General features: G+C 71.3%; 24 protein-coding genes and 1 tRNA gene. 10 read left to right on the forward strand and 15 right to left on the reverse strand.

Going from position 1 to position 23,965, the window contains the following annotated elements; all coding sequences use genetic code 11:
* Positions 1-2 precede the first annotated feature (2 nt).
* From LNK82_RS24900 to LNK82_RS24935, 8 genes are all read right to left on the reverse strand, one after another.
* Complete coding sequence (locus LNK82_RS24900) at positions 3-908, reverse strand: DUF4328 domain-containing protein (protein ID WP_230569412.1); 906 nt, start codon at positions 906-908, stop codon at positions 3-5.
* A 1-nt stretch (position 909) separates the two neighbouring features.
* Positions 910-1,248 (reverse strand): rhodanese-like domain-containing protein, encoded by a 339-nt coding sequence (locus tag LNK82_RS24905; RefSeq protein WP_230569413.1) that lies wholly within the window; start codon positions 1,246-1,248, stop codon positions 910-912.
* 105 nt (positions 1,249-1,353) lie between these two features.
* Positions 1,354-2,943: a monocarboxylic acid transporter gene (locus LNK82_RS24910; protein ID WP_230569414.1), complete on the reverse strand. Its 1,590-nt coding sequence runs from the start codon at positions 2,941-2,943 to the stop codon at positions 1,354-1,356.
* Positions 2,940-3,287: a DUF485 domain-containing protein gene (locus LNK82_RS24915; protein ID WP_230569415.1), complete on the reverse strand. Its 348-nt coding sequence runs from the start codon at positions 3,285-3,287 to the stop codon at positions 2,940-2,942. Before LNK82_RS24915 ends, LNK82_RS24910 begins: the two co-directional genes overlap by 4 nt.
* 380 nt (positions 3,288-3,667) lie before the next feature.
* Complete coding sequence (locus LNK82_RS24920) at positions 3,668-5,425, reverse strand: sodium/solute symporter (RefSeq protein WP_268997024.1); 1,758 nt, start codon at positions 5,423-5,425, stop codon at positions 3,668-3,670.
* 35 nt (positions 5,426-5,460) lie between these two features.
* Complete coding sequence (locus LNK82_RS24925; protein ID WP_230569417.1) at positions 5,461-5,901, reverse strand: hypothetical protein; 441 nt, start codon at positions 5,899-5,901, stop codon at positions 5,461-5,463.
* Positions 5,898-6,758, reverse strand: coding sequence for a LytR/AlgR family response regulator transcription factor (locus LNK82_RS24930; protein ID WP_230569418.1), 861 nt, complete (start codon positions 6,756-6,758; stop codon positions 5,898-5,900). The genes LNK82_RS24925 and LNK82_RS24930 overlap by 4 nt, the downstream gene beginning before the upstream one ends.
* Positions 6,759-6,819: 61 nt before the next feature.
* A complete protein-coding gene (locus tag LNK82_RS24935) occupies positions 6,820-7,686 on the reverse strand; it encodes a S49 family peptidase (RefSeq protein ID WP_230569419.1) in 867 nt (288 codons plus the stop codon).
* Positions 7,687-7,739: 53 nt separating this feature from the next.
* On the opposite strand from LNK82_RS24935, the gene LNK82_RS24940 reads away from it, so the two are divergent.
* Positions 7,740-7,907, forward strand: a complete 168-nt coding sequence (locus LNK82_RS24940) for a hypothetical protein (RefSeq protein ID WP_197289226.1) — start codon at positions 7,740-7,742, stop codon at positions 7,905-7,907.
* A gap of 5 nt (positions 7,908-7,912) precedes the next feature.
* On the opposite strand, the gene LNK82_RS24945 is transcribed toward LNK82_RS24940, so the two are convergent.
* The 5 genes from LNK82_RS24945 to LNK82_RS24965 form a co-directional block, all read right to left on the reverse strand.
* The gene (locus LNK82_RS24945; protein WP_230569420.1) at positions 7,913-9,172 is read right to left on the reverse strand and encodes a histidine kinase; all 1,260 of its coding nucleotides are present in this window, start codon (positions 9,170-9,172) and stop codon (positions 7,913-7,915) included.
* 183 nt (positions 9,173-9,355) lie between these two features.
* Positions 9,356-9,658, reverse strand: a complete 303-nt coding sequence (locus LNK82_RS24950; protein WP_230569421.1) for a hypothetical protein — start codon at positions 9,656-9,658, stop codon at positions 9,356-9,358.
* A gap of 94 nt (positions 9,659-9,752) precedes the next feature.
* A complete protein-coding gene (locus tag LNK82_RS24955; RefSeq protein ID WP_230569422.1) occupies positions 9,753-10,616 on the reverse strand; it encodes a DNA-formamidopyrimidine glycosylase family protein in 864 nt (287 codons plus the stop codon).
* A gap of 27 nt (positions 10,617-10,643) precedes the next feature.
* Entirely contained in the window at positions 10,644-11,078 is a 435-nt protein-coding gene (locus LNK82_RS24960) for a DUF983 domain-containing protein (RefSeq protein ID WP_230569423.1), read from the reverse strand.
* Between the two features lie 86 nt (positions 11,079-11,164).
* Positions 11,165-12,532: a sigma-70 family RNA polymerase sigma factor gene (locus LNK82_RS24965; protein ID WP_230569424.1), complete on the reverse strand. Its 1,368-nt coding sequence runs from the start codon at positions 12,530-12,532 to the stop codon at positions 11,165-11,167.
* Positions 12,533-12,781: 249 nt separating this feature from the next.
* Between LNK82_RS24965 and LNK82_RS24970 the strand changes: the two genes are divergently transcribed.
* The 5 genes from LNK82_RS24970 to LNK82_RS24990 all read left to right on the forward strand — a co-directional run bounded on the left by LNK82_RS24970 (position 12,782) and on the right by LNK82_RS24990 (position 15,176).
* Positions 12,782-13,192, forward strand: coding sequence for a DUF7674 family protein (locus tag LNK82_RS24970; protein ID WP_230569425.1), 411 nt, complete (start codon positions 12,782-12,784; stop codon positions 13,190-13,192).
* A 13-nt stretch (positions 13,193-13,205) separates the two neighbouring features.
* A tRNA-Gly gene (locus LNK82_RS24975) sits at positions 13,206-13,278 on the forward strand.
* A 180-nt stretch (positions 13,279-13,458) separates the two neighbouring features.
* Complete coding sequence (locus LNK82_RS24980; protein ID WP_230569426.1) at positions 13,459-13,887, forward strand: OsmC family peroxiredoxin; 429 nt, start codon at positions 13,459-13,461, stop codon at positions 13,885-13,887.
* 122 nt (positions 13,888-14,009) lie between these two features.
* Positions 14,010-14,414, forward strand: a complete 405-nt coding sequence (locus LNK82_RS24985; protein WP_230569427.1) for a hypothetical protein — start codon at positions 14,010-14,012, stop codon at positions 14,412-14,414.
* 45 nt (positions 14,415-14,459) lie between these two features.
* On the forward strand, positions 14,460-15,176 hold the full coding sequence (locus LNK82_RS24990; protein ID WP_230569428.1) for a hypothetical protein: 717 nt from the start codon (positions 14,460-14,462) through the stop codon (positions 15,174-15,176).
* 61 nt (positions 15,177-15,237) lie between these two features.
* On the opposite strand, the gene LNK82_RS24995 is transcribed toward LNK82_RS24990, so the two are convergent.
* Entirely contained in the window at positions 15,238-16,989 is a 1,752-nt protein-coding gene (locus LNK82_RS24995; protein WP_230569429.1) for an ABC transporter ATP-binding protein, read from the reverse strand.
* Positions 16,990-17,178: 189 nt separating this feature from the next.
* On the opposite strand from LNK82_RS24995, the gene LNK82_RS25000 reads away from it, so the two are divergent.
* Positions 17,179-17,430 carry a type II toxin-antitoxin system Phd/YefM family antitoxin gene (locus LNK82_RS25000; protein WP_053714615.1) on the forward strand — a complete coding sequence of 84 codons (252 nt, stop codon included), beginning with the start codon at positions 17,179-17,181 and terminating at the stop codon, positions 17,428-17,430.
* Entirely contained in the window at positions 17,427-17,687 is a 261-nt protein-coding gene (locus LNK82_RS25005) for a Txe/YoeB family addiction module toxin (RefSeq protein WP_230569430.1), read from the forward strand. Before LNK82_RS25000 ends, LNK82_RS25005 begins: the two co-directional genes overlap by 4 nt.
* A gap of 92 nt (positions 17,688-17,779) precedes the next feature.
* On the opposite strand, the gene LNK82_RS25010 is transcribed toward LNK82_RS25005, so the two are convergent.
* Positions 17,780-18,721, reverse strand: a complete 942-nt coding sequence (locus LNK82_RS25010) for a glycoside hydrolase family 6 protein (protein WP_230569431.1) — start codon at positions 18,719-18,721, stop codon at positions 17,780-17,782.
* 355 nt (positions 18,722-19,076) lie between these two features.
* On the opposite strand from LNK82_RS25010, the gene LNK82_RS25015 reads away from it, so the two are divergent.
* Both LNK82_RS25015 and LNK82_RS25020 read left to right on the forward strand, forming a co-directional pair.
* Entirely contained in the window at positions 19,077-20,198 is a 1,122-nt protein-coding gene (locus LNK82_RS25015) for a hypothetical protein (protein WP_230569432.1), read from the forward strand.
* Positions 20,191-23,898 carry an FkbM family methyltransferase gene (locus tag LNK82_RS25020; RefSeq protein WP_230569433.1) on the forward strand — a complete coding sequence of 1,236 codons (3,708 nt, stop codon included), beginning with the start codon at positions 20,191-20,193 and terminating at the stop codon, positions 23,896-23,898. The genes LNK82_RS25015 and LNK82_RS25020 overlap by 8 nt, the downstream gene beginning before the upstream one ends.
* Positions 23,899-23,965: the final 67 nt, after the last annotated feature.

The raw sequence follows: 23,965 nt of genomic DNA on the forward strand, positions 1-23,965 counted from the left end.
AGTCAGCGCGGCGAGCCCGAGGAGCGGATGGGGCGCAGGACCGGGGTCGGGGCGTCCTTGACGTCCACGACCCGCATGCGGCGGATGGCGCCGGCGTCCACCGGCAGCAGGAGGGTGGTGATGCGGCGGACCAGCACCGCCGTCACGATCGCCACGGCGGCGGCCAGGAGGTCGGCGACGGCGTGGAACAGCACGCCGTCCGCCATGGCCTGCACGCTGGAGCGGAAGCCCCAGACCACGGTGAACGCGACGAACAGGCCCGTGAACGCCCACAGGCCCCACCACCAGCGGACCAGCTTGGACGGCGCCGGGCGGGCGGTGGCCGGCTCGCGCAGGGCGGCGTGCTCCAGCTCGGCCAGGACCGAGCCGGGCACCACCAGGTTCACCCCCGGCACCACCAGGCCGATCAGCACCTCGCGGTCCGACCTCGAGGGGCCGTACCCCGCCTCGGTGGCGGCGGCGTTGCGGGCCCGGCGCAGCCACAGCAGGGTGAAGACCAGGGCGACCGCGGACGCCACGATCGTCACCACGGACGAGGCCACGACCATGGCGTCCGACACGCCGACCGTGGTCTCCGACATCGCGCCGTAGCGGCTGAGCAGCAACAACGCGTAACGCCACAGCTCGCTGCCCGCTGCCCACAACGCCGTCAACGCGGCCAGGCCCAGGGCGTGCGACGCCGTGCGCGCCAGCCGCTGCGCCTGCTCGACCGTGTCGGCGGACCGCTCGTCGTCCATGGCCACGGACGTGGGCCAGCGCCACGCCAGCAGCGGGAAGCCCCAGCGCGGCGGCACCGGGTACGACGGCGGGCCGGTGTAGGCCCGGCGCGGCGCACCCTGGCGACGGTGCGGGTAGGCGCCGGGTGGCGGGGTCGCCACCCAGTCCACGCGCAGCGGTCGCAGCGCCATGTCAGATGACCTCGGGCTCCGCGCCGTCGACCTCACCGACCAGGGGACGGCCGGACGCGGCCCACACCTGCATGCCGCCGTCGACGTTCGTCGCTTCCCAGCCGTTGGCGTTCAGGTACTGCGTGACCCGCGCGGAACGGCCGCCCGAGCGGCACACGACGTAGAACTCGGAGTCGCCCGGCAGCTCGTCGAGCTTGCCCGCCAACTCGCTCATGGGGATGTGCAGGGCGCCCGGGGCGTGGCCCGCCGCCCACTCGTCGGCCTCGCGCACGTCGAGCAGGACCTTGCCCTCCGGCAGCTCCGCCGGCACCTCGGACACTTCAACGCTGGGAACCGTCACGGGTCCATGCTCCCACGGTGGCCATAAGCCGGGGATAAGGAGCACGCCGGCCACCGTCCCCGAGAGGGCGATGGCCGGCGTGGTGGCCGGCGGGAACGGCGGCGACTAGTGCGCGGTCGCCTTCTCGGCGCCGACGCCGGTGAGGGCGCGCACCTCCATCTCCGCGTACTTCTCCTTGTCGTTCTCCTTCGACAGCACCGTGCCCAGGAAGCCCAGCAGGAACGACAGCGGGATCGACACGAGGCCCGGGTTGTCGAGCGGGAACCAGTGGAAGTCGACGCCTTGCAGCATCGACGCGCTCTTGCCGGTCTGCGGGTTGACCGGCTTGCCCGAGACCACCGGCGAGAACACGATCAGCAGCACCGTGATGCCGAGACCGCCGTAGATGCTCCAGAGGGCGCCCGCGGTGTTGAAGCGCTTCCAGAACAGCGAGTACAGGATCGTCGGCAGGTTCGCCGAGGCCGCCACCGCGAACGCGAGCGCCACCAGGAAGGCGATGTTCTGGCCGTTGGCCAGGATGCCGCCGAGGATCGCGACGATGCCGATCACGACAGCCGTGCGCCGGGCGACCTTCACCTCGGCTTCCTTGTCCTCGACCTGACCCTTCTTGATGATGTTCGCGTAGATGTCGTGCGCGAACGACGCCGACGCGGTGATCGTCAGGCCGGCGACCACGGCGAGGATCGTGGCGAACGCGACCGCGGCGATCAGGCCGAGCAGGATCGGACCGCCGAGGGCTTCGGCCAGCAGCGGCGCGGCCGAGTTCACGCCACCGGGCGCCTTCTGGATCTTGTCGGAGCCCACGAGGGCCGCCGCGCCGTAGCCCAGCACCAGGGTGAGCAGGTAGAAGATGCCGATCAGCCAGATCGCCCACACCACGGAACGACGGGCTTCCTTCGCGGTCGGGACCGTGTAGAAGCGCATCAGGATGTGCGGCAGGCCGGCCGTGCCCAGCACCAGCGCGAGGGCGAGCGAGATGAAGTCGAGCTTGCTGGTCTCGGTCTTGCCGTACTGCAGGCCGGGGCCGAGTAGCTTGTCCGACACCGAGCCGAGCAGGCTCGACAGGTTGAAGCCGTACTTGCCCATCACCCAGACGGTCATCAAGCCGGCGCCCGCGATGAGCAGGACGGCCTTGATGATCTGGACCCAGGTGGTGCCCTTCATGCCGCCGATGAGCACGTAGGCGATCATCAGCGCGCCGACCACGGCGATGACGACGGCCTGGCCGCCCTTGCCGGTGATGCCGAGCAGGAGCGCGACGAGACCGCCGGCACCCGCCATCTGGGCCAGCAGGTAGAAGAACGACACGGCCATCGTCGAGGTGGCCGCCGCCGCGCGGACCGGGCGCTGCCGCATCCGGAACGCCAGCACGTCGCCCATCGTGTACTTGCCCGTGTTCCGCAGCAGCTCCGCGACCAGCAGCAACGCGATGAGCCACGCCACCAGGAAGCCGATGGAGTACAGGAAGCCGTCGTAGCCGTTGACCGCGATGGCGCCCGCGATGCCGAGGAACGAGGCGGCGGACAGGTAGTCGCCGGCGATCGCGATGCCGTTCTGGGGCCCGGTGAAGGCACGGCCCGCGGCGAGGTAGTCGGCGGCGGTCTTGCTGTTGCGGCTGGCCCGGATGACGACGACCAGGGTTGCCGCGACGAAGATGCCGAAGATGCCGATGTTGAGCAGGGCGTTGCCGTTCACGCTTGACCCCCTTCGAGCTCGTTGCGGAGCTTCTCCGCCATGGGGTCGAGGTTCTTGTTCGCGTGCCGCACGTACAGCGTCGTGATGACGAAGGTCGACACGAACTGCAGCAGCCCGAGGATCAGGCCGACGTTGATGTTGCCGATGACCTTCGTCGACATGAACCCGTGGGCGTAGTCGGCGAGCAGGACGTACAGCAGGTACCAGGCCAGGAAGAGACCGGCCATGGGGAAGACGAAACTGCGCAGCCGCCGGCGCAACTCGCGGAAGTCGGGGCTGTTCTGCACATCCACCCAGTTGTGGTTGTCCTGGGCGTCGGGGGTGTGCTGCTCAGAGGTGCTCACGGTCCCCTCCTCGCGTACTTGACGACGGTGTGAACGGCACGTAAGTCCTCCTGGTGCGTTCCTGATACGCCGTGCACCGTAGGGAGACCTGGCTCACGCCTGAAAGACCTTTTGTGTGACCTTGCGCTCAACAGTCGAGTGATGCGATGAGCGGTAGTAACTCTGAGACGAACTGCCACTCGGGTGATCGAAGTCACCGATAGCCGGATCGGTGTCTTTATCTTCACCCGATTGAGACCTATCTCCACTCTCAGCGACAGACCTCCGGGCCGACCCGGGACGCCGCAGGTCATCGCGGGCGGCGACCGGCGGCAGGCCTGCCCGAAGGCCTAACCGACAGGCGGGCGCTCAAACGTCACTGTGAGCCGTTTCACACCGGTTCAGGACCGCGACGGTCCGCCGGCACCGGGTTCGCCGTCCGCCGCACGCGCCTTCTCCTCGCCCGTGCCGAACTGCGACTCGCGGTCGCGCATGAACCCCAGCGGATCCGGCGCGTGGAACCGCAGCAGGATCTGGTTCACGTCGTCGGGCTTGCGGCGCGCGGTCAGCCTGCTGATCATCACCATGGTCAGGAACGCCACCGGCACGGTCACCAGCGCCGGCTGCGAGAACACCGACGGCGCCCACCCCCCGGTGTACGAGCTGACCACCGTCGCCACCTGCGCGCCGATCACCAGCCCGCCGCCGACCAGCAGACCGGCCATCGCGCCGACCCAGGTCAGCCCGCGCCACCAGATGCCCAACAACAACAACGGGCAGAACGTCGACGCCGCCAACGCGAACGACATCGCCACCGTCAGCGACGCGTCCGAGCGGGGCAGCAGCAGCGCCAACCCGATCGCCACCGCGCCGGTCAGCACCGTCGCCCACCGGAAGTCGCGCACCTTGCCCGGCAGGATGTCCGTCGACACCACCCCGGCCACCGACACGAGCAGCCCCGACGACGTGGACAGGAACGCCGCGAACGCGCCCGCCGCCACGATCGCGCCGAGCACCTGGCCCAGCACGTTCGGCTGCATCGTGTCCGGCAGCAGCAGCACCGCCGCGTCCGTCTTCCCCGTGACCAGCAGCTGCGGCAGGTACTGGCGCGAGATCACGCCCAGCACGGTCGGGAAGAGGTAGAACAGGCCCAGCAGGTACAGCACGTGCAACGCCGTGCGCCGCGCCGCCCGCCCGTCCGGGTTCGTGTAGAACCGCACCAGCACGTGCGGCAGCCCCATCGTGCCCAGGAACGTCGCGAGGATCAGCGAGTACGTCTCGAACAGCCCCGACAGGCCCTCCGTCTGGGGCCGCAGCCAGTCGTGGTTCGACGTCGGCGAACCCTCGACCACCGGCACCGGCGAGCCCGCGGCGAACCGCAGCTTCGTCTCCGCGCCCACCTCGTGCAGGCCGGGCGTCCAGTACACCGGGCCGTCCGCGGGCGAGCCGTTCACCCGGCCGGTCGCGGACAGCTCCATCGCCACGTCGACGCGCACCCGCACCGGGTCGACCGTGGTCACCTCGACGTCCTCGGGGAACCGCAGCACGCCCGCGGCGTCCACCGGCTGCGCGCCGTTGCCCGGACCTGTCAGGAACAACGCGAACAGCACGAACGTCGGCGCGGCGATCGCGAACAGCTTGCCCCAGTACTGGAACGCCTGCACCAGCGTGATCGCGCGCATCCCGCCGCCGAGGACGTTCACCACCACGATCACGGTCACGGCCGCGCCGCCGAGCCACGCGGGCAGGCCGGTGATCGTGTTCAACGTCAACCCGGCGGACTGCAGCTGCGGCACCAGGTACAGCACGCCGATGCAGATCACGAAGAACGTGCAGACCTTCCGCAGGTTCGACGGCCCGAGCCGCGCCTCGGCGAAGTCCGGCAGCGTGTACGCGCCCGACCGCCGCAGCGGCGCCGCCACGAACAGCATCATCGCCAGGTACCCCGCGGTGAAGCCGATCGGGTACCACAGGGCGTCGATGCCGTCCTTGAGCACCAGCCCCGCCACGCCCAGGAACGACGCCGCGGACAGGTACTCGCCGGAGATCGCGGCGGCGTTGCGGGTGGCCGGGATCGCGCGGCGGGCCACCAGGAAGTCCGGTGTCGTGTTCGCCCGGCGGGAACCCACGTAGCCCAACGAGAACGTCAGCAACGCCATCACGCCGACGAGCACGAGGCTCCACGGGTTGCCGATCACCGGTCCACCGAACTCACGAAGTCGTGCTCGTGCCGCTCGGCGAGTCTTCGGTACGCGTAGCCGACGCCGTAGCAGAGCGGGAACGGCGCGAGCCCCAGCATCAGCCACGGCAGCCGCACGCCGACGAGCTCCACCTCCCCGAGCCACGGCAGCAGGTAGAACACCAGCGGCAGCAGCGCGAGCAGCAGCAACGTGCCGCCGCCGAGCGCCAGGCCCGTGCGCAGCTGGGTGCGGATCAGGTCGCGGATCAGCTTCTCCCCGACGCTGGTCTGCTCCTCCAGCTCGATGATCGTGCGCAGCACCCGGCCGCGCCCGCGCGGATCCGCCAGCACCACGCGCCGCCTGCGGTTCTTGCGCGCGGAGACCGACAGCCAGGCGTCGCGCTCGGCCGGCTGCGGCTGGTCCGGTTGCCCGGGGGGGCCGGAGTGCTTGGTCATCCCCAACTGCTCTTGGGGGGACGCACGATCCTCTCCTTCAACTCGCGGGTGTGCCGCCTGCTGACCGGCAGCTCCTTCGCGCCCTCGCCCGAGCCGATCACCACCGCGTACCCGTTCGACGTCATCCGCAGCTCGGTCACCAGCGGCAGCGCCACCAGGAAGGACCGGTGGATCCGGACGAACCCGGCGTTCTCCCAGCGCTCTTCGAGCTGCGCCAACGGGATGCGCACGAGGTGGCTCGCGCCGTCGTTGGTGTGCAGGCGCGCGTAGTCGCCCTGCGCCTCGACGTAGCGGACGGTGGCCCGTGGCACGAGCTTGATGGTGCCACCCAGCTCGACCGGGATCACCTCGTCGTCCTGCGGTTCCGCCGCGGCGGGCTCCGGCGTGATCGCCGGTGTCGCGGCGACCCGGTCGACGACCCGCGAGATCGCCTTGTTGATCCGGTCGGAGTTGATCGGCTTGGTCACGAAGTCCAGCGCGCCCACCTCGAAGGCCACCACGGCCTCCGAGTGCTCGACGCCCGTCACGAACACCAACGCCGGTGGCTGCCGGAACGCGCCGAGCACGCGCGCGAGGTCCGTGCCGCTCAGCCCGGGCATGTTGATGTCGGCGAACACGGCGTCGACCGGCGGTAGCCCTGCCCTGGTGCGGTCCATCACCTCGACGTCGTAGTCACCCCGGAGGATGCGCAGTGCCTCGGCCGCGTCGAAGGCCGTGAGCACGCGTCGGATGTGCGGGCTGCTTTCGAGCAGGTACTTGATCTCGCTCAGACCGGGTGCCTCGTCGTCCACCGCCAGAACGAGGAGGCCGGTGCTGTCCGCGCGATTGTTCACTGGGGTACTCACTGTGCCGCGCATCTTGCCGACCCGGTGGGGTCGCTGTCTACGCCGGTTGCCGGACGGCCGCGGGGCCGTGACCTCACAAGCCGAATCGCGACCAGCGCGCCCGCTCTTCCAGCGCCGCCAACCCCTCCACCAGGAAGTCGCCCGATCGTGTGGTCGCACCGGCGAGTCCGAGCCGGGCGAGAAGGGGTCGGCGCGGCTCGGCGATCGCGATCTCGGCGTCCGGGTAGCGCTTGGCCACGACGCCGCGCAGCGTGCCGAGGCCGTCGACCAGGCCGAGCTCGACCGCCTTCGCGCCGGTCCACACCTCGCCGTTGAACAGCTCGTCGTCGGTCGCCTTGAGCTTGGCGCCGCGGCGCTGCTTGACCCAGTCCGCGAACTGCTCGTGCAGCTGCGCCTGCAAGCCCTTGAGCCACTCGACGTCCTCGGGCTTCTCCGGGCTGAACGGGTCCAGGCGCACCTTGGCCTCGCCCGCGGTGTGCACGCGCCGCTCGACGCCGTAGCGCTCGATCAGGCCGTTGAGGCCGAAGCCCGCGCTGACCACGCCGATCGAGCCGACCAGGGACGTGCCGTGCGCGTAGATCTCGTCGCCCGCGCAGGCCAGCCAGTAGCCGCCGGAGGCCGCCAGGTCCTCGCAGAACGCCAGGACGGGCACCTTCTTCTTGGCGGCCAGCTCGCGCACGCGCTCGGCGACCAGCGCGGACTGCGTCGGCGCGCCACCGGGCGAGTTGATCAGCAGGGCGACCGCGACCAGCCGGTCGTGCTCGAACGCGCGGGTCAGCGCGCTCTCCACGGTCTGCATGCTGATGGTGTTGCGGGCCATCGGCGTCGGCGTCGGGGTGATGACCCCGTGCAGTCGGACGGCGGCCACCACGGGGCCGCGCTCGGTCCGCTCGCTCACGATCTTCGGCAGCCGGGCCGCGATCTTGTCCGTCACGCTCATGGCTCCGACCTTACGTGTGAACCGAGGTCGCGTGACACGGCTAACATCGACCGGTGACGTTCAACCCGTTCCGGTGGCTCGAACGCTACGTCGAGTGGTGGGACGACCGGGGCCGCAAGAATGCGGACGGTCCCACCGCCATGCACGTCTACTGGATGTGGATCACGTGGAGCGTCTGCGCGGTCATGATGGTGACCGTCCTCGCCGTCGCCGCCGCGTGAGCTGATCAGGCGCGCACGACGGGCTGCTCGGTGGTGTCCTCCAGCCGCGGCGGCACCAGTGGCAGGTTCGTCTGCACGCCCGGCCGGTACTTCGGGATCTTCAGGATGATCTTCATGCCGGCTTCCGGCGCGGTCTCCACGACCAGCGCGTAGTCGTCGCCGAACACCGCCCGCATCCGGTGGTTGATGTTGCCGAGGCCGACGTGCGCGCCGGTCTGGTGCGCGTCCTTGAGGTCGTCGAAGAGGCGGTCCGGGTCCATGCCGACGCCGTCGTCCTCGACCGAGATCAACGCCTCCGCGCCGTTGTCCTCGGCGATGATCGTCAGCTCGCCGCCGCCGGGCTTCTTCGCCAGGCCGTGCCGCACGGCGTTCTCCACCAGCGGTTGCAGCACCAGGAACGGCAGCACGACCTGGAGCACCTCGGGCGCGATCTTGAGCCGGACGTTCAGCCGCGACCCGTACCGCGCCTGCTCGATGGTCAGGTAGCGGTGGATGTTGGTCAGCTCGTCGGCCAGCGTGGTGAAGAAGCCGTCGGTGCGGAACGAGTAGCGGGTGAACTCGGCGAACTCCTGCAGCAGCTCCCGCGCGTGCCCCGGGTCGGTGCGGATCAGCGACGAGATCGTGTTCAGCGCGTTGTAGACGAAGTGCGGCGAGATCTGCGCCCGCAGCGCCCTGACCTCGGCCTGCGCCAACGCCTGCCGCGACTTCTGCAGCACCTCCAGCTCCAGCTGCGTGGAGACGAACCGCGCGGTCTCCTCCGCCATCCGGATCTGCCGCTTGTTCGCCACGCCGCTGACCACGATCAACGTGCCGGCGACGTCGCCCTCCACCACCAGCGGCACGATCACGGCGCTGTGCAGCGAGCACGGGCCGGGCAGCTCGCACTCCAGCTTGCGGTGCTCGACGTGCTCCTTGTGGCCCTCGCCGATGGCGCGCTCGATGTAGGCGCGGAGGAACTCGTAGTGGTCGTTGGCGCCGCCGTCCCACGACAGCAGCGTGCCCTCGTGGTCGGTGATGCCGACCGCGACGCACCGCAGCATCTCCCGCAGGTGCGGCGTCGCCTTGTTCGCCGCGTCCTCGGTCAAGCCCTCGCGCAGGTCGGCCGACGCCTTCGACATGCGGTGCAGCATGTCCATCACGGCGTCCTCGACCGACGTGCTCACGCGGCGGGCGCGGCACAGCATCACGAAGAGGCCCAGAACGGCCAGGGTCGCGATGAGTCCGAGCACAGCGCGCTCGGTGAGGAGGTCCCGCACGGCGTCCATGCTGTGCCGTGGGGGCGGTATAGGCAAGGGGATGGGCGGTGCGAGACGCGCACATCCGATGAATTGCGGGCAACCGTGGCAGAGTGCCTACCCGATCGGGTGATCAAGACCTGTCACGATCACGGAGCGTGGGTGCGACCCGATCACTCGGGCCGCGCACCCCGCCTCGGCGCTCACCCCGCGTCAGCGCCGACCGCTCTCGCCCCGGTCGGACGGTTCCGACTCGCCCGGCTCGGACGGCTTCGACTCGCTCGGCTCTTCCGACTTCTTGCACTCCAGCTTCTCCACCAGGTCCGCCAGCGCCGGGTCGTCGAGCAGGTCGAGCTCCTCCAGCACGCGGCAGATCACCTCGGACACCTGGTCCTGCTGCAACCGGGGCGGATCCTCGGCCTCCGGCGCGGCGGCCGAGACGGCGATGGTCGAGCCGGCGAACGTGGCCAGTCCCATCGTGGCGCCGATCAGCGCGGCGGCGATGCGCTGGTTCATGACTTCCTCCAAGTTGGGTCGGTCGGACCCCGGAGGAGTTCCCCGGTCGACGCGGCTCAGCCGACGAACGGGCCAAGCCACTCGTCCGAGTGACCTACTTGAGCAGCCGTGACATCCGCCGGTCGGCGAGCGGCTTGCCGCCCGTCTGGCACGTCGGGCAGTACTGGAAAGCCTTGTCCGCGAACGAGACCTCGCGCACGGTGTCACCGCACACCGGGCACGGCAGACCAGTCCGCGCGTGCACCCGCAAGCCGGACCGCTTCTCACCCTTCAGTGTCGCGGCCGACTGGCCGACCGACCGGGCCACGGCGTCGTTCAGCACGCCGATCAACGCCTCGTGCAGCCGGTCCAACGCCTCCGCCGGCAGCTTCCCCGCCGTCGCGTACGGCGACAGCCGGGCGGTGTGCATGATCTCGTCGGAGTAGGCGTTGCCGACACCGGCCATCAGCGTCTGGTCGGTCAACGCGGTCTTCAGCCGTTCCGTGCGGCCGGCGAACAGGTCTTCGAGCTGGGTGCGCGTGAGCGACAGCGCGTCCGGACCGAGCCGCGCGACGCCCGGCACGTCCGCCGGGTCGTTCACCACCCACGCCGCCAGGCCCTTCTTGGTGCCCGCCTCGGTCAGGTCGAACCCGGGCCCCTCGCCCGGCGGGCCCAGGTGCACGCGCAGCGCCAGCGGGCCGCGGCCCGGCTTGGGCGGGGCCGCCGACAGGTGCTCCGACCAGCGCAGCCACCCGGCCCGCGCCAGGTGCACCACCAGGTGCAGTCCGTCGCAGTCCAGGTCGAGGTGCTTGCCGAACCGGCCCGCGCCGGTCACCTCGCGCCCCTGGAGCTCGGTCCACGGCGGCGTGAACGTCTTCAACACCTGCAACGACGCGACGTCCACCCGGTGCACGCGCCGTCCAACGGCGTGCTCGCGCAGGTGGTGGGCGAGCGCCTCGACCTCGGGCAGTTCCGGCACCCGGACAGTGTCACCCGCGAACGGCCGTCAGTCGACCGGTTGCAGCGGGCCGTCCAGGTCGGGCAGTGAGTACATCTCGATCTTGCGGGCCACGTTGGCGACCTCGTTGCGCACGGTCAGGAAGCCGCGCACCGAGCCGACCCACCGCTCCGGCGGCAGCTCCTCGGTCTTCTTCGACTCCGCCGCCACGAGCCACGGCCGCCGCACCGCCCAGCGCACCGGGAAGAACAGGAACACCAGGACCAGCGCCACGAGCAGCCACGCGGGCACGACGACCTCCGCCGGCGTCCACGCGACCAGCACCACGGCCATGCCGATGACGATCGCCAGCATCAGCACGCCGGGCCCGTGACCGCCGCTCACGTCGTGCTCGAAGTCCTCGTCCGTCGACGGGTTGCGCCACTCGATCTGGCTGCGCACCGTCCACATCCGGCCGTCAGCTCCGCGCACCAGCCGCGTCATCACCGTCTCCTCAAGACGTCGAGCGATCACTCAGCGTTCTCCACGCTACCGGCAAAGTCTTGCACCTCGTGGGTGAAACCCGGCGGTCACGCGGGGTCGAGGGCGCTCGTCGTCGGGTGCAGCGTCACGGTCGTCGGCGTGACCGCGGACGTCGGCGTGCCGGCCGACCTGTCCGGTTCGGTGGTGGTGGTCGTCGTCGCGGTGGTCGTGTCCAGCAGGACCGTGCGCGAGTCGGTCGTGGTGACCGGCGTCGACGTGGTGGTCGGGTCCAGGTCGCGTGGTTCGGCCGGCGCGGTCGAGGTGGTCGGCACCACCCGCGGCGGGACGGAGGTGGACGTCGTCGGCGTCGGGCGGCCCGCCTGCTCCGCCCGGGTGTGCGCGACCTGCCGCGCGTCGGCAGGCGTCGGCGACGTCGCGCTGGTCGCCGTGCCGGTCGCGGTCGGGGTCGCCTCGGTCGAGCACAGGGCCAGCACGTTCTCGCCGGGCGCGCCGTCCGGGCCGGACTGGACCAGCGCCGGGCCGGGCGCGCCGGTGAACGGCCCGGCCACCACCCCGAACAGGCCGACCGCGGCGGCCGAGGCGGTGGCCGCCAACGCCAGCTTCACCCGCCCGCTGAGCCAGACCGCCTTGCCCACCACCGCCGGAGCCAGCACCGACGGGCCGAGCGCCACCGAGCCGAGCGCCGCGGGCGCCAGCAGCGCGGTCGCGGCCACCGGCACGGCGATGCTCGCCGCGTGCGCCCGCAACGTCGAGCACACCTCGACCAGCTCGGCGTGCAGCGCGTTGCAGGAGGAGCAGGTCCGCAGGTGCTTGCGGATGCGCCGGTGCTCGGTGCCCTGCGCGCCGCCCGCCGTGTAGGCGCCCAGCTTCGCGACCACGGAGCTGCACGCGCGCGGCCCGGTGTCCTCGGCGAGGTGCGCTTGGAGGTACGCCGCCCGCAGCCCCTCGCGGGCGCGGCGGGCCAGCGCCGCCATCGCGTTCGGGCTCAGGCCGAAGTGCGGCGCGACCGCGGCCGGCCGCTCGCCCTCCACCTCGACCTGCCACAGCACCGTGCGCCACCGCTCGGGCAGGCTGGTGAACGCGCGGGAGATCAGCGCGTGCTCCGGCCGGTTCGCGGTGACGTCCGGGAACGGCTCGACCCGGAGGTTCAGCTCCTCGTCCTCCACCGGCACGTCCCGCCGCCGCCCGCTCCACTCCCACGCCACCCTGCGCGCGACGGTCAGCAGGTAGGTGCGGACGTGCTCGGTGGGCCCGTTGCCCCGGCGGATCGCCTGGAGCACGCGGAAGAACGCCTCGGCGGTCAGGTCGTCGGCCTCGGCGTGTTCACGCACGTGCCGGAGGGCGAACCGACGAACGGCGTCGGCGTGACGGGTGAACAACTCGCCGAACGCGCCGTCGTCCCCCGCCCTGACCCTGGCGAGCAGTTCCCGGTCGAAATCGGCATCTCCGGCCATCCCGCCCCGGCACCTCCCGCCCCGCCTGTGGTCCAGTGGCCAAGATGCCACAGTCGGCTGGTTCCGGGCCGAAGTGATAGCGAGCCGATACCGAACACCCGACGGACGACGTCGACCGTTCGGCCTAGTCAGAGCACCTGCGCACCCGATCAAGGGTGCTCGCGGTCGGTGACGGCGCGGTCACGGGTGGGCGTCGGCTGGTGGCCGATCGCGCTGCGGACCGCCCGGTGACGAGTAGTCTCCTGCCGCGTGGTCGATTGGCGCACAAGGGCTTCCGCCCTCCTCCCCGAGCTGAGCGCCGTTGTCGAGCGCGAGTCCTGGTCCTGTCACGTGTTCCTGTCCGAGTTGTGGCAACTCGCGCTGGAGGCGCACCGCGACGGCGACCGCGAGGTGCTCGGCCGGGTGTACGGCTTCGCGCACTGGTGCTTCCGCCAGCCCGAGCGGTTCCTGTCCGACGCGTCCGTGGTCAGCTTCTACGAGCACGTGTTCGACGAGTGGGAGCTGCGCGACGAGGTGGCGCCGTGGCTGCCCGCCGAGGTCGTCGACCGGGTCAGACCCCTGTGGGAGTGGCGCTGGCCGAAGGAGCGGTTGACCGAGGTCGACCAGCTGCTGGCGCAATCGGGACCCCCTGTCGAAACCCACTTCGAACGTGGTCTATAGTGGTCACCAACAGGCGGATGTAGCGCAGTTGGTAGCGCATCACCTTGCCAAGGTGAGGGTCGCGAGTTCGAGTCTCGTCATCCGCTCTCGAATCACGGCGAGTGCTCATGCAGAGCACTCGCCGTTTTCGTTCGCCATCACACCGGGGGCCAAGCCCCGGACCCCGCCAGGGGAGACCCCTGGACCCCCTGCTGTCGCGGCGGGCTCCGGCGACCACCATTAGGTTTGGCGGCGGAAGTTTCCTCGTCGAAGACGGAGTTGCGCACATGGCCACCACCCGCAAGGCGACCACGAACTGGGAAGGCAACCTGCTGGAGGGCAAGGGCAGGGTCGCCCTCGAGTCGTCCGGCGTCGGCGTGTTCGACGTCAGCTGGCCCTCCAGGGCCGAGGCGGCGAACGGCAGGACCAGCCCCGAGGAGCTGATCGCCGCGGCCCACTCGTCGTGCTACTCGATGGCGCTGTCGCACGCGCTCGCGCAGGCGGGGACCCCGCCGCAGCAGGTCGACACCTCCGCGGAGGTGACGTTCCAGCCCGGCACCGGCATCACCGGCATCCACCTGACCGTCACCGCGGTCGTGCCGGGGCTGGACGCCGAGGGCTTCGCGGCGGCGGCCGAGGGGGCCAAGGAGAACTGCCCGGTCAGCAAGGCGCTGGCCGGCACGGAGATCACGCTGACGGCCAACCTCCAGGCGTGACCCGGGTTCGCGGATGAGCTCTGGTACCGGTCCGATACCCGAAGTGTCAGGCCGGTACCAGTTGTCCGTGAGGATTTGACCCGAATGAGTGAGGCCGGTAGTCGTTGGGGATGCTCACGGCGTTGGGTGGACCCGGTCGGCTCGCGTTCGGCGCCTTGATCGGTGCGGCGGTCGCCGCCTTGCTGGCCGCGCAGGGGAGCATGGCCAAGTCGCCGCGGGGCCTGGAGCCGACCGGTGGCGGCGGGGAGATCGTGGTCGTCAAGCGCAGCGAGCAGCCGGACCGCACGGTCACCGCGACCGGCACGACGTCGTCGAGCACCGGTTCGTCCGGCCCGACCAGCGCCACGTCCACGTCGTCGGCCACGACCACCACGACGACGGGCACCACCGCCACCACCACGTCGGACGTGACGACGACCACCACCACCGCGCGACCGACCACGACGACCACCACCACGACGCGGCGGCCCACCACCACGACGACCACGACGACGACCCGCAGGCAGTGCGGGCTCATCTTCTGCTGATCGCCCGGCACTGGATCACCGAACGTGTTTTGGCAAGATCGAGGCGTGACGTCCAGCCAGGTGCCCACCCAGCCCCAGCGAACCAACGACACGCCCACGGTCCGCGTGCAGCCCGTCGTCGCCATGCGGGAACCCGCTTGGCCCACCACGGAGCCGATGACCGCGACCAACCTGACGCCCGTCGGGGCGGCGACCACGAAGTTCGAGCCGGTGACCGGCCCGCCCAATGGCCACACCAACGGCAACGGCAACGGCAACGGCCACAGCAACGGCAGTCTCGTCGACGCGCTCAAGGGCAGGCTCGACGGCCAGGCCGGCGGAGCGCCCGTCGCACCTCAGGGCCGGCCCGCTTCCCCGGCGACCGCCGCGTCCGCCCAGCCCGCACCCGCCGGCCCGTCGCTCTTCGAGCCCGCCGCGGCCCCGCCCGCCGCCGACCAAGCCGCGGTGTTCGCACCCGCGCCCCCCGCGACCGCGCCTGCCGCCGACCAAGCCGCGGTGTTCGCACCCGCGCCCCCCGCGACCGCGCCTGCCGCCGACCAAGCCGCGGTGTTCGCACCCGCGCCCCCCGCGACCGCGCCTGCCGCCGACCAGCCCGCAGCCGGGGCGTTCGCAACCGCACCCGCGCCCGTCGCCGAGCCTGCCGCAGCGCCGGCGCCCACCGCCGCCGCCACCAAGCCGACGCCGCCGGCCACCCCGCGCAGCCGGTTGCGCCGGATCGCGCGCCGCATCGTCGGCCCGACCCTGCTCACCAAGAAGAACTGAGGGCGGCCCCGCAGGCCGGGAACCGCCCCCTTCTCCTCGCCGGAGCCCGTGCGGTCCCCGGCTACGCGCTCTGCGCCCGCGCGTAAAGGCCGCCGGACCGGAGCAGTTCGTCGTGCGAGCCGATCTCCGCGATCCGACCGTCGTCCATCACGACGATGCGGTCGGCGTTGCGGATCGTGGAGAGCCGGTGCGCCACCACGAACACCGTGCGGCCGTGCACCAGGCGGGCCAGCGCCTGCTGCACCAACGCCTCGGACTTGTTGTCCAGCGCGGAAGTCGCCTCGTCCAGCACCAGCACGCGCGGGTCGCGGATCAGCGCCCGCGCGATCGCCAGCCGCTGCTTCTGCCCGCCGGACAGCCGCGCGCCGCGCTCGCCGACCACGGTGTCCAGCCCGGTCGGCAGCCGGTCGATGAACTCCAGCGCGTTGGCGTCGGCCAACGCCTGCCGCACCACGTCCTCGGGCACGTCGTCCAGGCCGTAGGTGACGTTGTCCCGGATCGTGCCCTCGAACAGGATCGACTCCTGCGGCACCACCGACACGAACCGCCGGTAGCTGCGCAGGTCCAACGTCTCCATGTCGACACCGTCGAGCAGGATGCGGCCCTCGGTCGGCCGCAGGAACCCGATGACCAGGTTCAACGCCGTCGACTTGCCCGCGCCGGACGCGCCGACCAGCGCGATCGTCTCCCCCGGCCGCACGTCGAGGCTGAAGTCGACCACCGAGTTCCGCGCGGACTCCGGGTAGGCGAACCCGACCTGCTCGAACCGCACGCCGCCGCGCACGACGTCGACCTGCGCCTTGCCCGCGTTGTGCTCCAGGTCCGGCGCTTCCAGCACCTCGCCGAGCGAGCGGACCGACTCCAACCCCTTGCTGATCAGCGGCGTCAGGCTCATCAACGTGGTGACCGCGCCGGTCAGCGAGGCGAAGTAGGCGCTGAGCATGACCACGTCGCCGGGCGTGACGGACAGCCAGCCGTGGTAGGCGGCCAGGGCGGAGCCGGCGAGGCAGCCGACGCCGAGGGCGTTGAGCAGGATCCAGGCCAGCGCGCCGAAGCGGACGTTGAGGCCGTCCAGCTTCATGCCGGCGGCGAAGACCTGGCGCAGCGTGCCGTCCATGCGGTCGAGGGCGGTGCTCTCCAGGCCGTGCGCGCGGGTGATCGGGATGAGCGTGGTCATCTCGCCGACCCGGGACGACAGCTGCTCGACCTCCTGCCGGAACGACTCGTTGTACGCGCGCAGCCGGCCGCGCAGCCACATCACCAGCACCGCCGCCGCGGGCACGACGACCAGGAACACCGGCAGGAACGCGGGCGCGTTCAGCCCGATCACGACCAGCGCGCCGCTCAACGTCGCCAGCGCCGACAGGCCCTGGTCGCCGGCCTGCTGGGTGGACGTCTCGATGCTCTCGACGTCCCGGATGACCTTGGTCTGCAGCACGCCCGCGCTGACCCGCGCGTGGTAGCCGATGGACAGCTGCTGCATGCGCCTGCTCAGCGCCGACCGCATCCGCATGCCCATCCGGCGCGCGCTGCCGTACCACCAGCGCGTGTAGAGGATGGCGAACGGGTAGTTCAGCACCAGCGTGACCAGCAGCAACCCCGCGCCGAGCCAGATGCCGGTGATCGGCTTGCGCTCCACGACGACGTCGATGACGTGGGCGGTGATGACCGGGGTGAGCCAGGTGGGGCTGTGCTTGACGAAGAACGCGCCGGCGCCGAGGCCGAGCTTCGCGCGGTCTTCGCGGAAGAGGTAGAGGAGGGTGCGGACGGGGTGCTCGCCGCGGTAGCGGTGGTCGAGCGGACCGTGGGGCATGGTGCGAGGGCTCCTGCGAACGGGGGGGTCACGAGGCACCCACACCGCGCCGTGTGGGGGAGCGCTCCCACATCGTAAGTGCCCGGTCCACCGCATTTGCCCTGGCCGGGGCGGGTGCAGAAGCCCGTCCGACAGTGGACGCTTGCCCACCAAGACATGTACAGTATCTTGTACAAGCAAGGAGGCTAGATGAAGACGATGACCTACTCGGAGTCCCGCGCGAAGTACGCGGAGACTCTCGACTCGGTGATCAACGATCGCGAAGAGGTCGTCATCACCAGGGCAGGGCACGAACCGGTGGTGATCGTGTCACTTGACGACTACCAGTCGCTCAAGGAAGCCGCCTACCTGCTGCGCAGTCCGGAGAACGCCCGGCGGCTGCTCAACGCCATCGAGCAGTTGGAATCCGGCGGCGGAACGCCGCGCGAACTCGCCGAATGAAGCTCGTCTGGGCCGAACAGGCGTGGGACGACTACCTCTGGTGGCAGTCGGAGGACCGCAAGGTCCTCAGGCGCATCAACGAGCTGATCAAAGACATCGTGTGCAACGGCAACGAGGGCATCGGGAAGCCCGAGCCGTTGAAGCACGGTTTCCAGGGGTACTGGTCGCGTCGGATCACCGATGAGCACCGTCTGGTGTACAAGGTCGAGGGCGACGAAATCAGGATCGCCATCTGTCGCTACCACTACACGAAGTGATGGCGACAGGCTCGACCAGAAGGCGCGGATCGGCCGAGCGCCGCATTTGCCCTGGCCGGGGCGGGTGCCACGGGGCACCCGCCCCGGTTCGGTCAGTAGCCGAACACCAGCCGGTAGGCGATCTCCGGGTCGAACGTGCCCGCGGGCGTGTTCGGCGCGGTGCCGCAGTTGCCGTCGGAGTCGCCGGGGACCTTCACCCACAGCAGCATCTCGGCGCCGCCGCCGGTCTGTGCGGTCACGCCGAGCTTGCGTTGGCCGGGGTTGCACCACTCGCCGTTGGACCCGTTGCCGTTGCGGCTGGTGTCGACGACGAACGCCTTGGTGTAGCCGGGCAGGGAGCCGTTCACGGAGTTGCCGTAGGACACCGACTCGGCGGTCGGGTAGTAGTTGGAGACGTTGATCGAGAACCCGCGGACGTTGCGCACGCCCGCCGCGTCCAGCCGGCCCGCCATGGTGTTCGCGGGCACCCAGCGGGCGTTGCCCGCGTCCAGGTAGGCCCACGTGTTGGGCGCCCGGTCGCGGAACTGCTCGGTGGCGTAGCGGATCATCGCGTTGCGCGTGGTGACGCGGTCGGGCGTCATGCAGTTGAAGTCGGCCAGCGAGTCCGGCTCGATCACCACGACGGCGGGCCGCGCGCCGATGGCACCGGCGAAGTTCGAGATCCACGTCCGGTAGGCCTCTGGCGACCCCGCACCGCCGCCGGAGTGGCCGCCGCACGCGTCCCGGCCCGGGATGTTGTAGGCGACGAGGACCGGCAGCTTGTCGGCCGCGTCGGCGGCGGCCACGTAGTTCCCGACGGCCGTGCGGATGTCGCCGCTCCAGCTGCCGAACCACCGCGCCATCGGCTTGGTGGAGAGGTTCGACCTGATGGCCGACGTGCGGCCGTCGTTGGGGTTGTTGCGCACCCACACCGCGGGGTTCGAGTTGGGGTCGACGTAGAAACCGCTGGTCATGCCGATCGGGCTGGCGGCATTCGCCTGGCTCGGGACGACCAGTGCCGCGAGCAGGGCGAGCACTATCGCGGTCAAGCGCATTGACGGTCCTTCCGCTCGGATCAACGTGACGGCGGTCCACCGATCAAAGCACCCGGGTCAACGGGCTGACCAGGACGAATGCGCCCGATCGGAACCGACGCCGGGCAGTGCCCCGTCCGCGACGAGATCCGCCTCACGCCCGCGGGGCGCCCGTGCCGGGTCCACCGGTCCGATCAGGCGGCTTTCGTCACACCCGACGCGGGCCGCACCCCGATCGACGTGCTGTTCGGGGGCCTGGTCGCGACCGGAGGAACCAACGGCCGGCAACGACCGCATCACAAGTGCCGGATGCCCGCACCGGCCACGGACGCATAAGCAACAATGGCGCTCGCGCGGCAACCCCTGGAGGAGCGGAATGTCCTGGCAAGAGGACCTGGCAGAGCTGGACCGCACATTGGCGGAGGGTCGGATCAGCGCCGACGACTACCGCCGACGCCGGGATGAACTCCTCGCCGCCGCCTCGGGTGGCGGCCCGGCCGCACCGCCCAACAGCGGCCCGTTCGCGCCGCCCGTGCGGTGGGACGCGGTGCCGCCGTCGCAGCCGAACCAGAACCCCGACGCCACCCAGATCGTCACGCCCGGAGCGGTCCCGCAGGCCAACCCGGACCGGACGCAGGTGGTGAGCCAGCGGCCGGCCGACGCCGACCGCACCCAGTACGTGACGCCGATCGCGCCGCAGCAGCAGATGCCCCCGCAGCAGCAACAACAGCAGCAGCAGGGTGGCTGGCAGTCCGGCCCGCCGTCGAGCACGCCGCCGTGGGGTGGCGACAGCTACAGCCCGGTGGGCGACGCCAACCCGAGCTGGATCGCGCAGGGCCCCGAGGTCTTCGACGACACCGGCGGCGGCGGCAAGGGCAAGGTCATCGGCATCGTGCTGGCCATCGTGCTGCTCGCGGGCATCGCGTTCGGCGCCTACTGGATCTGGGGCCGCGGCGAGTCGTCGCCGACGGCCGGTGGCAACACCACCGGGGCCAGCGCGACCACGACCACCACGCCGCCGCCACCGCCGGACCCGCTGCCGGTCGGCAAGGTCCCCGGCAAGGTCAGCACGAACAAGGCGGTGACCGACTTCTCCGGCGTCCCGCAGCTCAAGTACCTGCTGGACACGGAGGCCGCGCTCTACACGACCGCGGGCGCCACCAAGACCAAGTTGTCCCAGTTCAAACTGGACGACGGCTCCCAGGGCATCGTGCTGATCGTGCAGGGCACCGACGCCACGGCCGCCGCGGCCGCCGCCCTCGAGCTGAACAACACCCAGATCAACAACGGTATGACGCAGATCACGGACGGCCCCGCCGGCGCGATGGTGTGCCAGGTCGACGCGAAGGACGGGCAGAACGCCCGCGTCCGCGCCCACTACAGCAGCAAGGACCTGATCGTCCGGGTCGACGTCGTCTCGCCCACGCTCGCCGTCGCGCGCAAGCACTTCGACGACGCCCTGGAAGCCCAGCTCGAGGTGCTCCCCGCCGATGGCTGACCCGCGCCACGACGGCGGCGCCGTGACCGCGTGCACCGTCGTCGCCCGCAACTACCTGCCCGCCGCGCGCGTCCTCGCCGCGTCCTACCTGGAGCACCACCCGGACCACGAGTTCGTGATCGCGGTGATCGACGCGCCGCGCGGCTCGGGCGAGCGGCAGGGCAGGCTGCGCACGGTCGGCCCCGAGGCCACCGGCATCGACGCGGACGACTACCTGCGCATGGCCACCGCCTACAACATCACCGAGATGGCCACGGCGGTGAAGCCCTACCTGCTGCGCGAGCTGCGGTCGCAGGCCGACGTGGTGATCTACCTCGACCCGGACATCCAGGTCTTCGCGCCGATGCCGGAGCTGGAGGAGCTGGCGCTCGCGCACGGCATCGTGCTCACGCCGCACTTCCTCAACCCGCTGCCGCGCGACGGCAAGGACCCGAGCGAAGCCGCGATCATGGGCGCGGGGATCTTCAACCTCGGCTTCGTGGCCACCGGTCCCGGTTCCGAGCCGTTCCTGGACTTCTGGGCCGAGCGCCTGCGCCACGACGCGATCGTGGCGCCGGAGAAGCAGCTGTTCACCGACCAGCGGTGGGTGGACCAGGTGCCCGCGCTGTTCGACAACACTGTGCTGCGCGACCCCGGCTTCAACGTCGCCTACTGGAACATCCACGAGCGCCCGGTCGAGCGCGACGCGGACGGCGTGCTGACCGCGGGCGGCCACCGGCTGCGGTTCTTCCACTACAGCGGGTACCGGCCGGAGAAGCCGTGGCTGCTGTCGCACCACACGCCGACCCGGCCGCGCGTGGTGCTGTCCGAGCACCCCACCGTCCGCGAGCTGTGCGACGCCTACCGCGCGTCCTTGCAGGGCAACGGCTACGCCGAGACGCTGGAGTCGATCCCGTACGGCTTCGCGAAGATGGCCGACGGCACCAAGATCAGCCCGGCCATGCGCACCCTGTACCGGGACGCGTGGGTGAAGGCCGAGCGCGGGGACACCCTCGGCCCGGTCGGCACCCGGCCGACGGTCGTCCCGCCGCACGCGTTCGACGCCGACGGCGGTCGGGCGCTGCGCGAGTGGCTCGCCGGTCCGCCGGACGACGCGCCCGTCGGCACCGCGCTGAGCCGCCTCGTGCAAGCGGTGTGGGACTCCCGCCCCGACCTGAAGACCGCGTTCCCCCTGCCGCACAGCCGTGACGCCGCGCCGTTCCGCTCCTGGTGCGCGAGCTCCGGCGTGGTCGAGGCGTCGCTGCCGGCGTGGGCGCTGCCCGCCGAGCCGGTCGAGCCGTCCGAGCCCTCGGACGACTTCGGCGTCAACGTGGTCGGCTACCTGACCGCCGAGCTCGGCGTCGGCGAGATGGCACGGCTGGTGCACGACGCGATCCGCGAGTCCGGGGTACCGGTCGTCTCCGTGGTCGAGGACCGGTTGGTGTCCAACCGCACGGGCCTGGCCGAGCCGGGCACGGTCGGGCAGCCGCGGTTCCCGATCAGCCTGCTGTGCGTGAACGCCGACCAGACCCGCGCGGTGCTCGACCACCAGCCGCACGTCGGCCACCACCGGTACCGGATCGGCCTGTGGGCGTGGGAGCTCGAGGAGTTCCCCGGCGAGATGCACCACGCGTTCGACCTGGTCGACGAGGTGTGGACGGTCAGCGAGTTCTGCCGCGACGCCATCGCCAAGCACACGTCGGTGCCGGTGAAGGCGATCCCGGTGCCGGTGCGCGACCCCGGTCCGGTGTCCCGGCCGCAACGCCGTCCCGGTGACCCGGTGCAGTTCCTGTTCGCGTTCGACTTCTTCAGCATCGGCCAGCGCAAGAACCCGTGGGGCCTGGTCGAGGCGTTCCAGCGGGCCTTCGAGGGCCGCGACGACGTGCGCCTGGTGCTCAAGGCGATCAACGGCGACAAGAACCCGCACACCGCCGAGCGGCTGCGGGTGAAGGTGATGGACGACCCGCGCATCGAGCTGGTCGAGCGCTACCTGTCCGTGCAGGAGCTCGACGACCTGTACGCGTCGAGCAGCGCCTACGTCTCCTTGCACCGCAGCGAGGGCTTCGGCCTCACCGTGGCCGAGGCGATGGCGCGGGCCATGCCGGTGATCTCCACCGACTACTCCAGCACCACGGAGTTCCTGGACGCCAAGACCGGCTGGCCGGTGCCGCACAAGCTGGTGCCGGTGGGTCCGGGCCACCACCCGTACCCGGCGAGCGCCGTGTGGGCCGAGCCCGACCTGGACGCCGCCGCCCGCGCCATGCGCGAGGTCGCGGACGACCCGGCCGAGGCCGCCCGCCGCGGTCGGGCGGCCCGGGAGCACATCCTGCGCACCCGTTCGGTGAAGCGGGCGGCTTCGTGGATGGCCGAGCAGCTGCGCGCGGCGCACGAGAGCTGGCAGGGCAGCGGCGGCGCGGGTTACCGGGCCGAGCTGCCGGGCGCGGACCTGCTGCGGCCGTTGCGCGAGTCCAAGCAGGCGCTGCTGTGGCGGGCCGAGGTCGGCACGGCGTCGCGCACGCCGCTGGCGCCCGCGCTGCGCAAGGCCGTGCTGCGTGCCATCGACCACTACGACGTGCACCAGCGCAAGGTTATGGGCACGCTCGTCGGCGGCGTCGAGGACACGCTGAACAGCGTGGTCGCGCGGCTGGAGGCGGTCGAGTCGAACGTCGAGTCCACGCGCTGGGCGAACGAGGGCCTCAAGAACCGGCTCGCGAGCGTGCAGGACGAGGTCCGCTCCGCCGTCGAGGACAACGCGGCGAACCTGACCAACCTGGAGCAGCAGCTCGACAGCACCCTGGAACGGGTGTGGTCGCGGCTGGCGGACGACGAGCGCACGACGTTCGACCGGTTCGCCGAGCGCGACCAGCGGCTCGACGGCGACGAGCAGCGGATCACCGAACTGGCCAGGGCGCTGTCCGCGGTGCAGGACACGGCACGGCTGCGGCACGCGCCGGTGCCCGCGGACGCGGAAGTCGTGGTGTGCGACGCGGGCGCGTTGCTGCTGCCCGTGGACAACGTCGTGCTGCCGTGGCTCGCCTACCACCGGTCGTGGGAGGTCGAGGAGGCCGACCTGATGGCCGGGCTCGTCGGCGACGGCACGTTCCTCGACATCGGCGCGCACGTCGGCTACCACACGCTGCGCCTGCTCCGGCGGGCCAAGGGCGTCGCGTCGGTCGTCGCGGTGGAGGCCAACCCGGTCAACGCCGAGTACCTGCGCCGCAACGTCGTGGCCAACCTGGGCGCGGAGGGCGCGAAGACCGTCGACGTGCTGCCGGTCGCGGCGTGGGACGAGGACGGCAGCATCCGCCTCGTGCAGGCCGAGGACGACAACAGCGGCGACCACCGGGCGCACGAGCTGTCCGACGAGGGCGCGGGCGGCGTGGTGGTCCCCGCGATCCGGCTCGACGGCAGGCCCGAGGTGGCCGACCGCCGCGTCACGCTGGTGAAGGTCGACCTGCAGGGCCGCGACCACCGGGCGCTCGCCGGCCTGACCGCCGTGCTGGAACGCGACCGCCCGCACGTGGTGTGCGAGTTCTGCCCTGGCGCGATCGTGGAGCTCGGCGACGACCCGCTCCAGGTGCTGCTCGGCTACCGCAAGATGGGCTACGCGCCCGTGCCGGTCGGCGCCGACCCGGAGGCCGAGCACGCGGACGAAGAGCTGGTGCGCCAGGCGGACGCGGCCGACACCGGCTTCCTCACGCTGTGGCTTCGGCCACTCTGACCACAGCATTCGCTGTGATTCGCGGTGCTCGACCTGCGACACTCGGGCCCGGTTCCGGTAAGGGGGC

The organism is Saccharothrix luteola (genome assembly GCF_020859565.1).
In the GTDB taxonomy this organism is placed as follows: Bacteria; Actinomycetota; Actinomycetes; order Mycobacteriales; family Pseudonocardiaceae; genus Actinosynnema; species Actinosynnema luteola.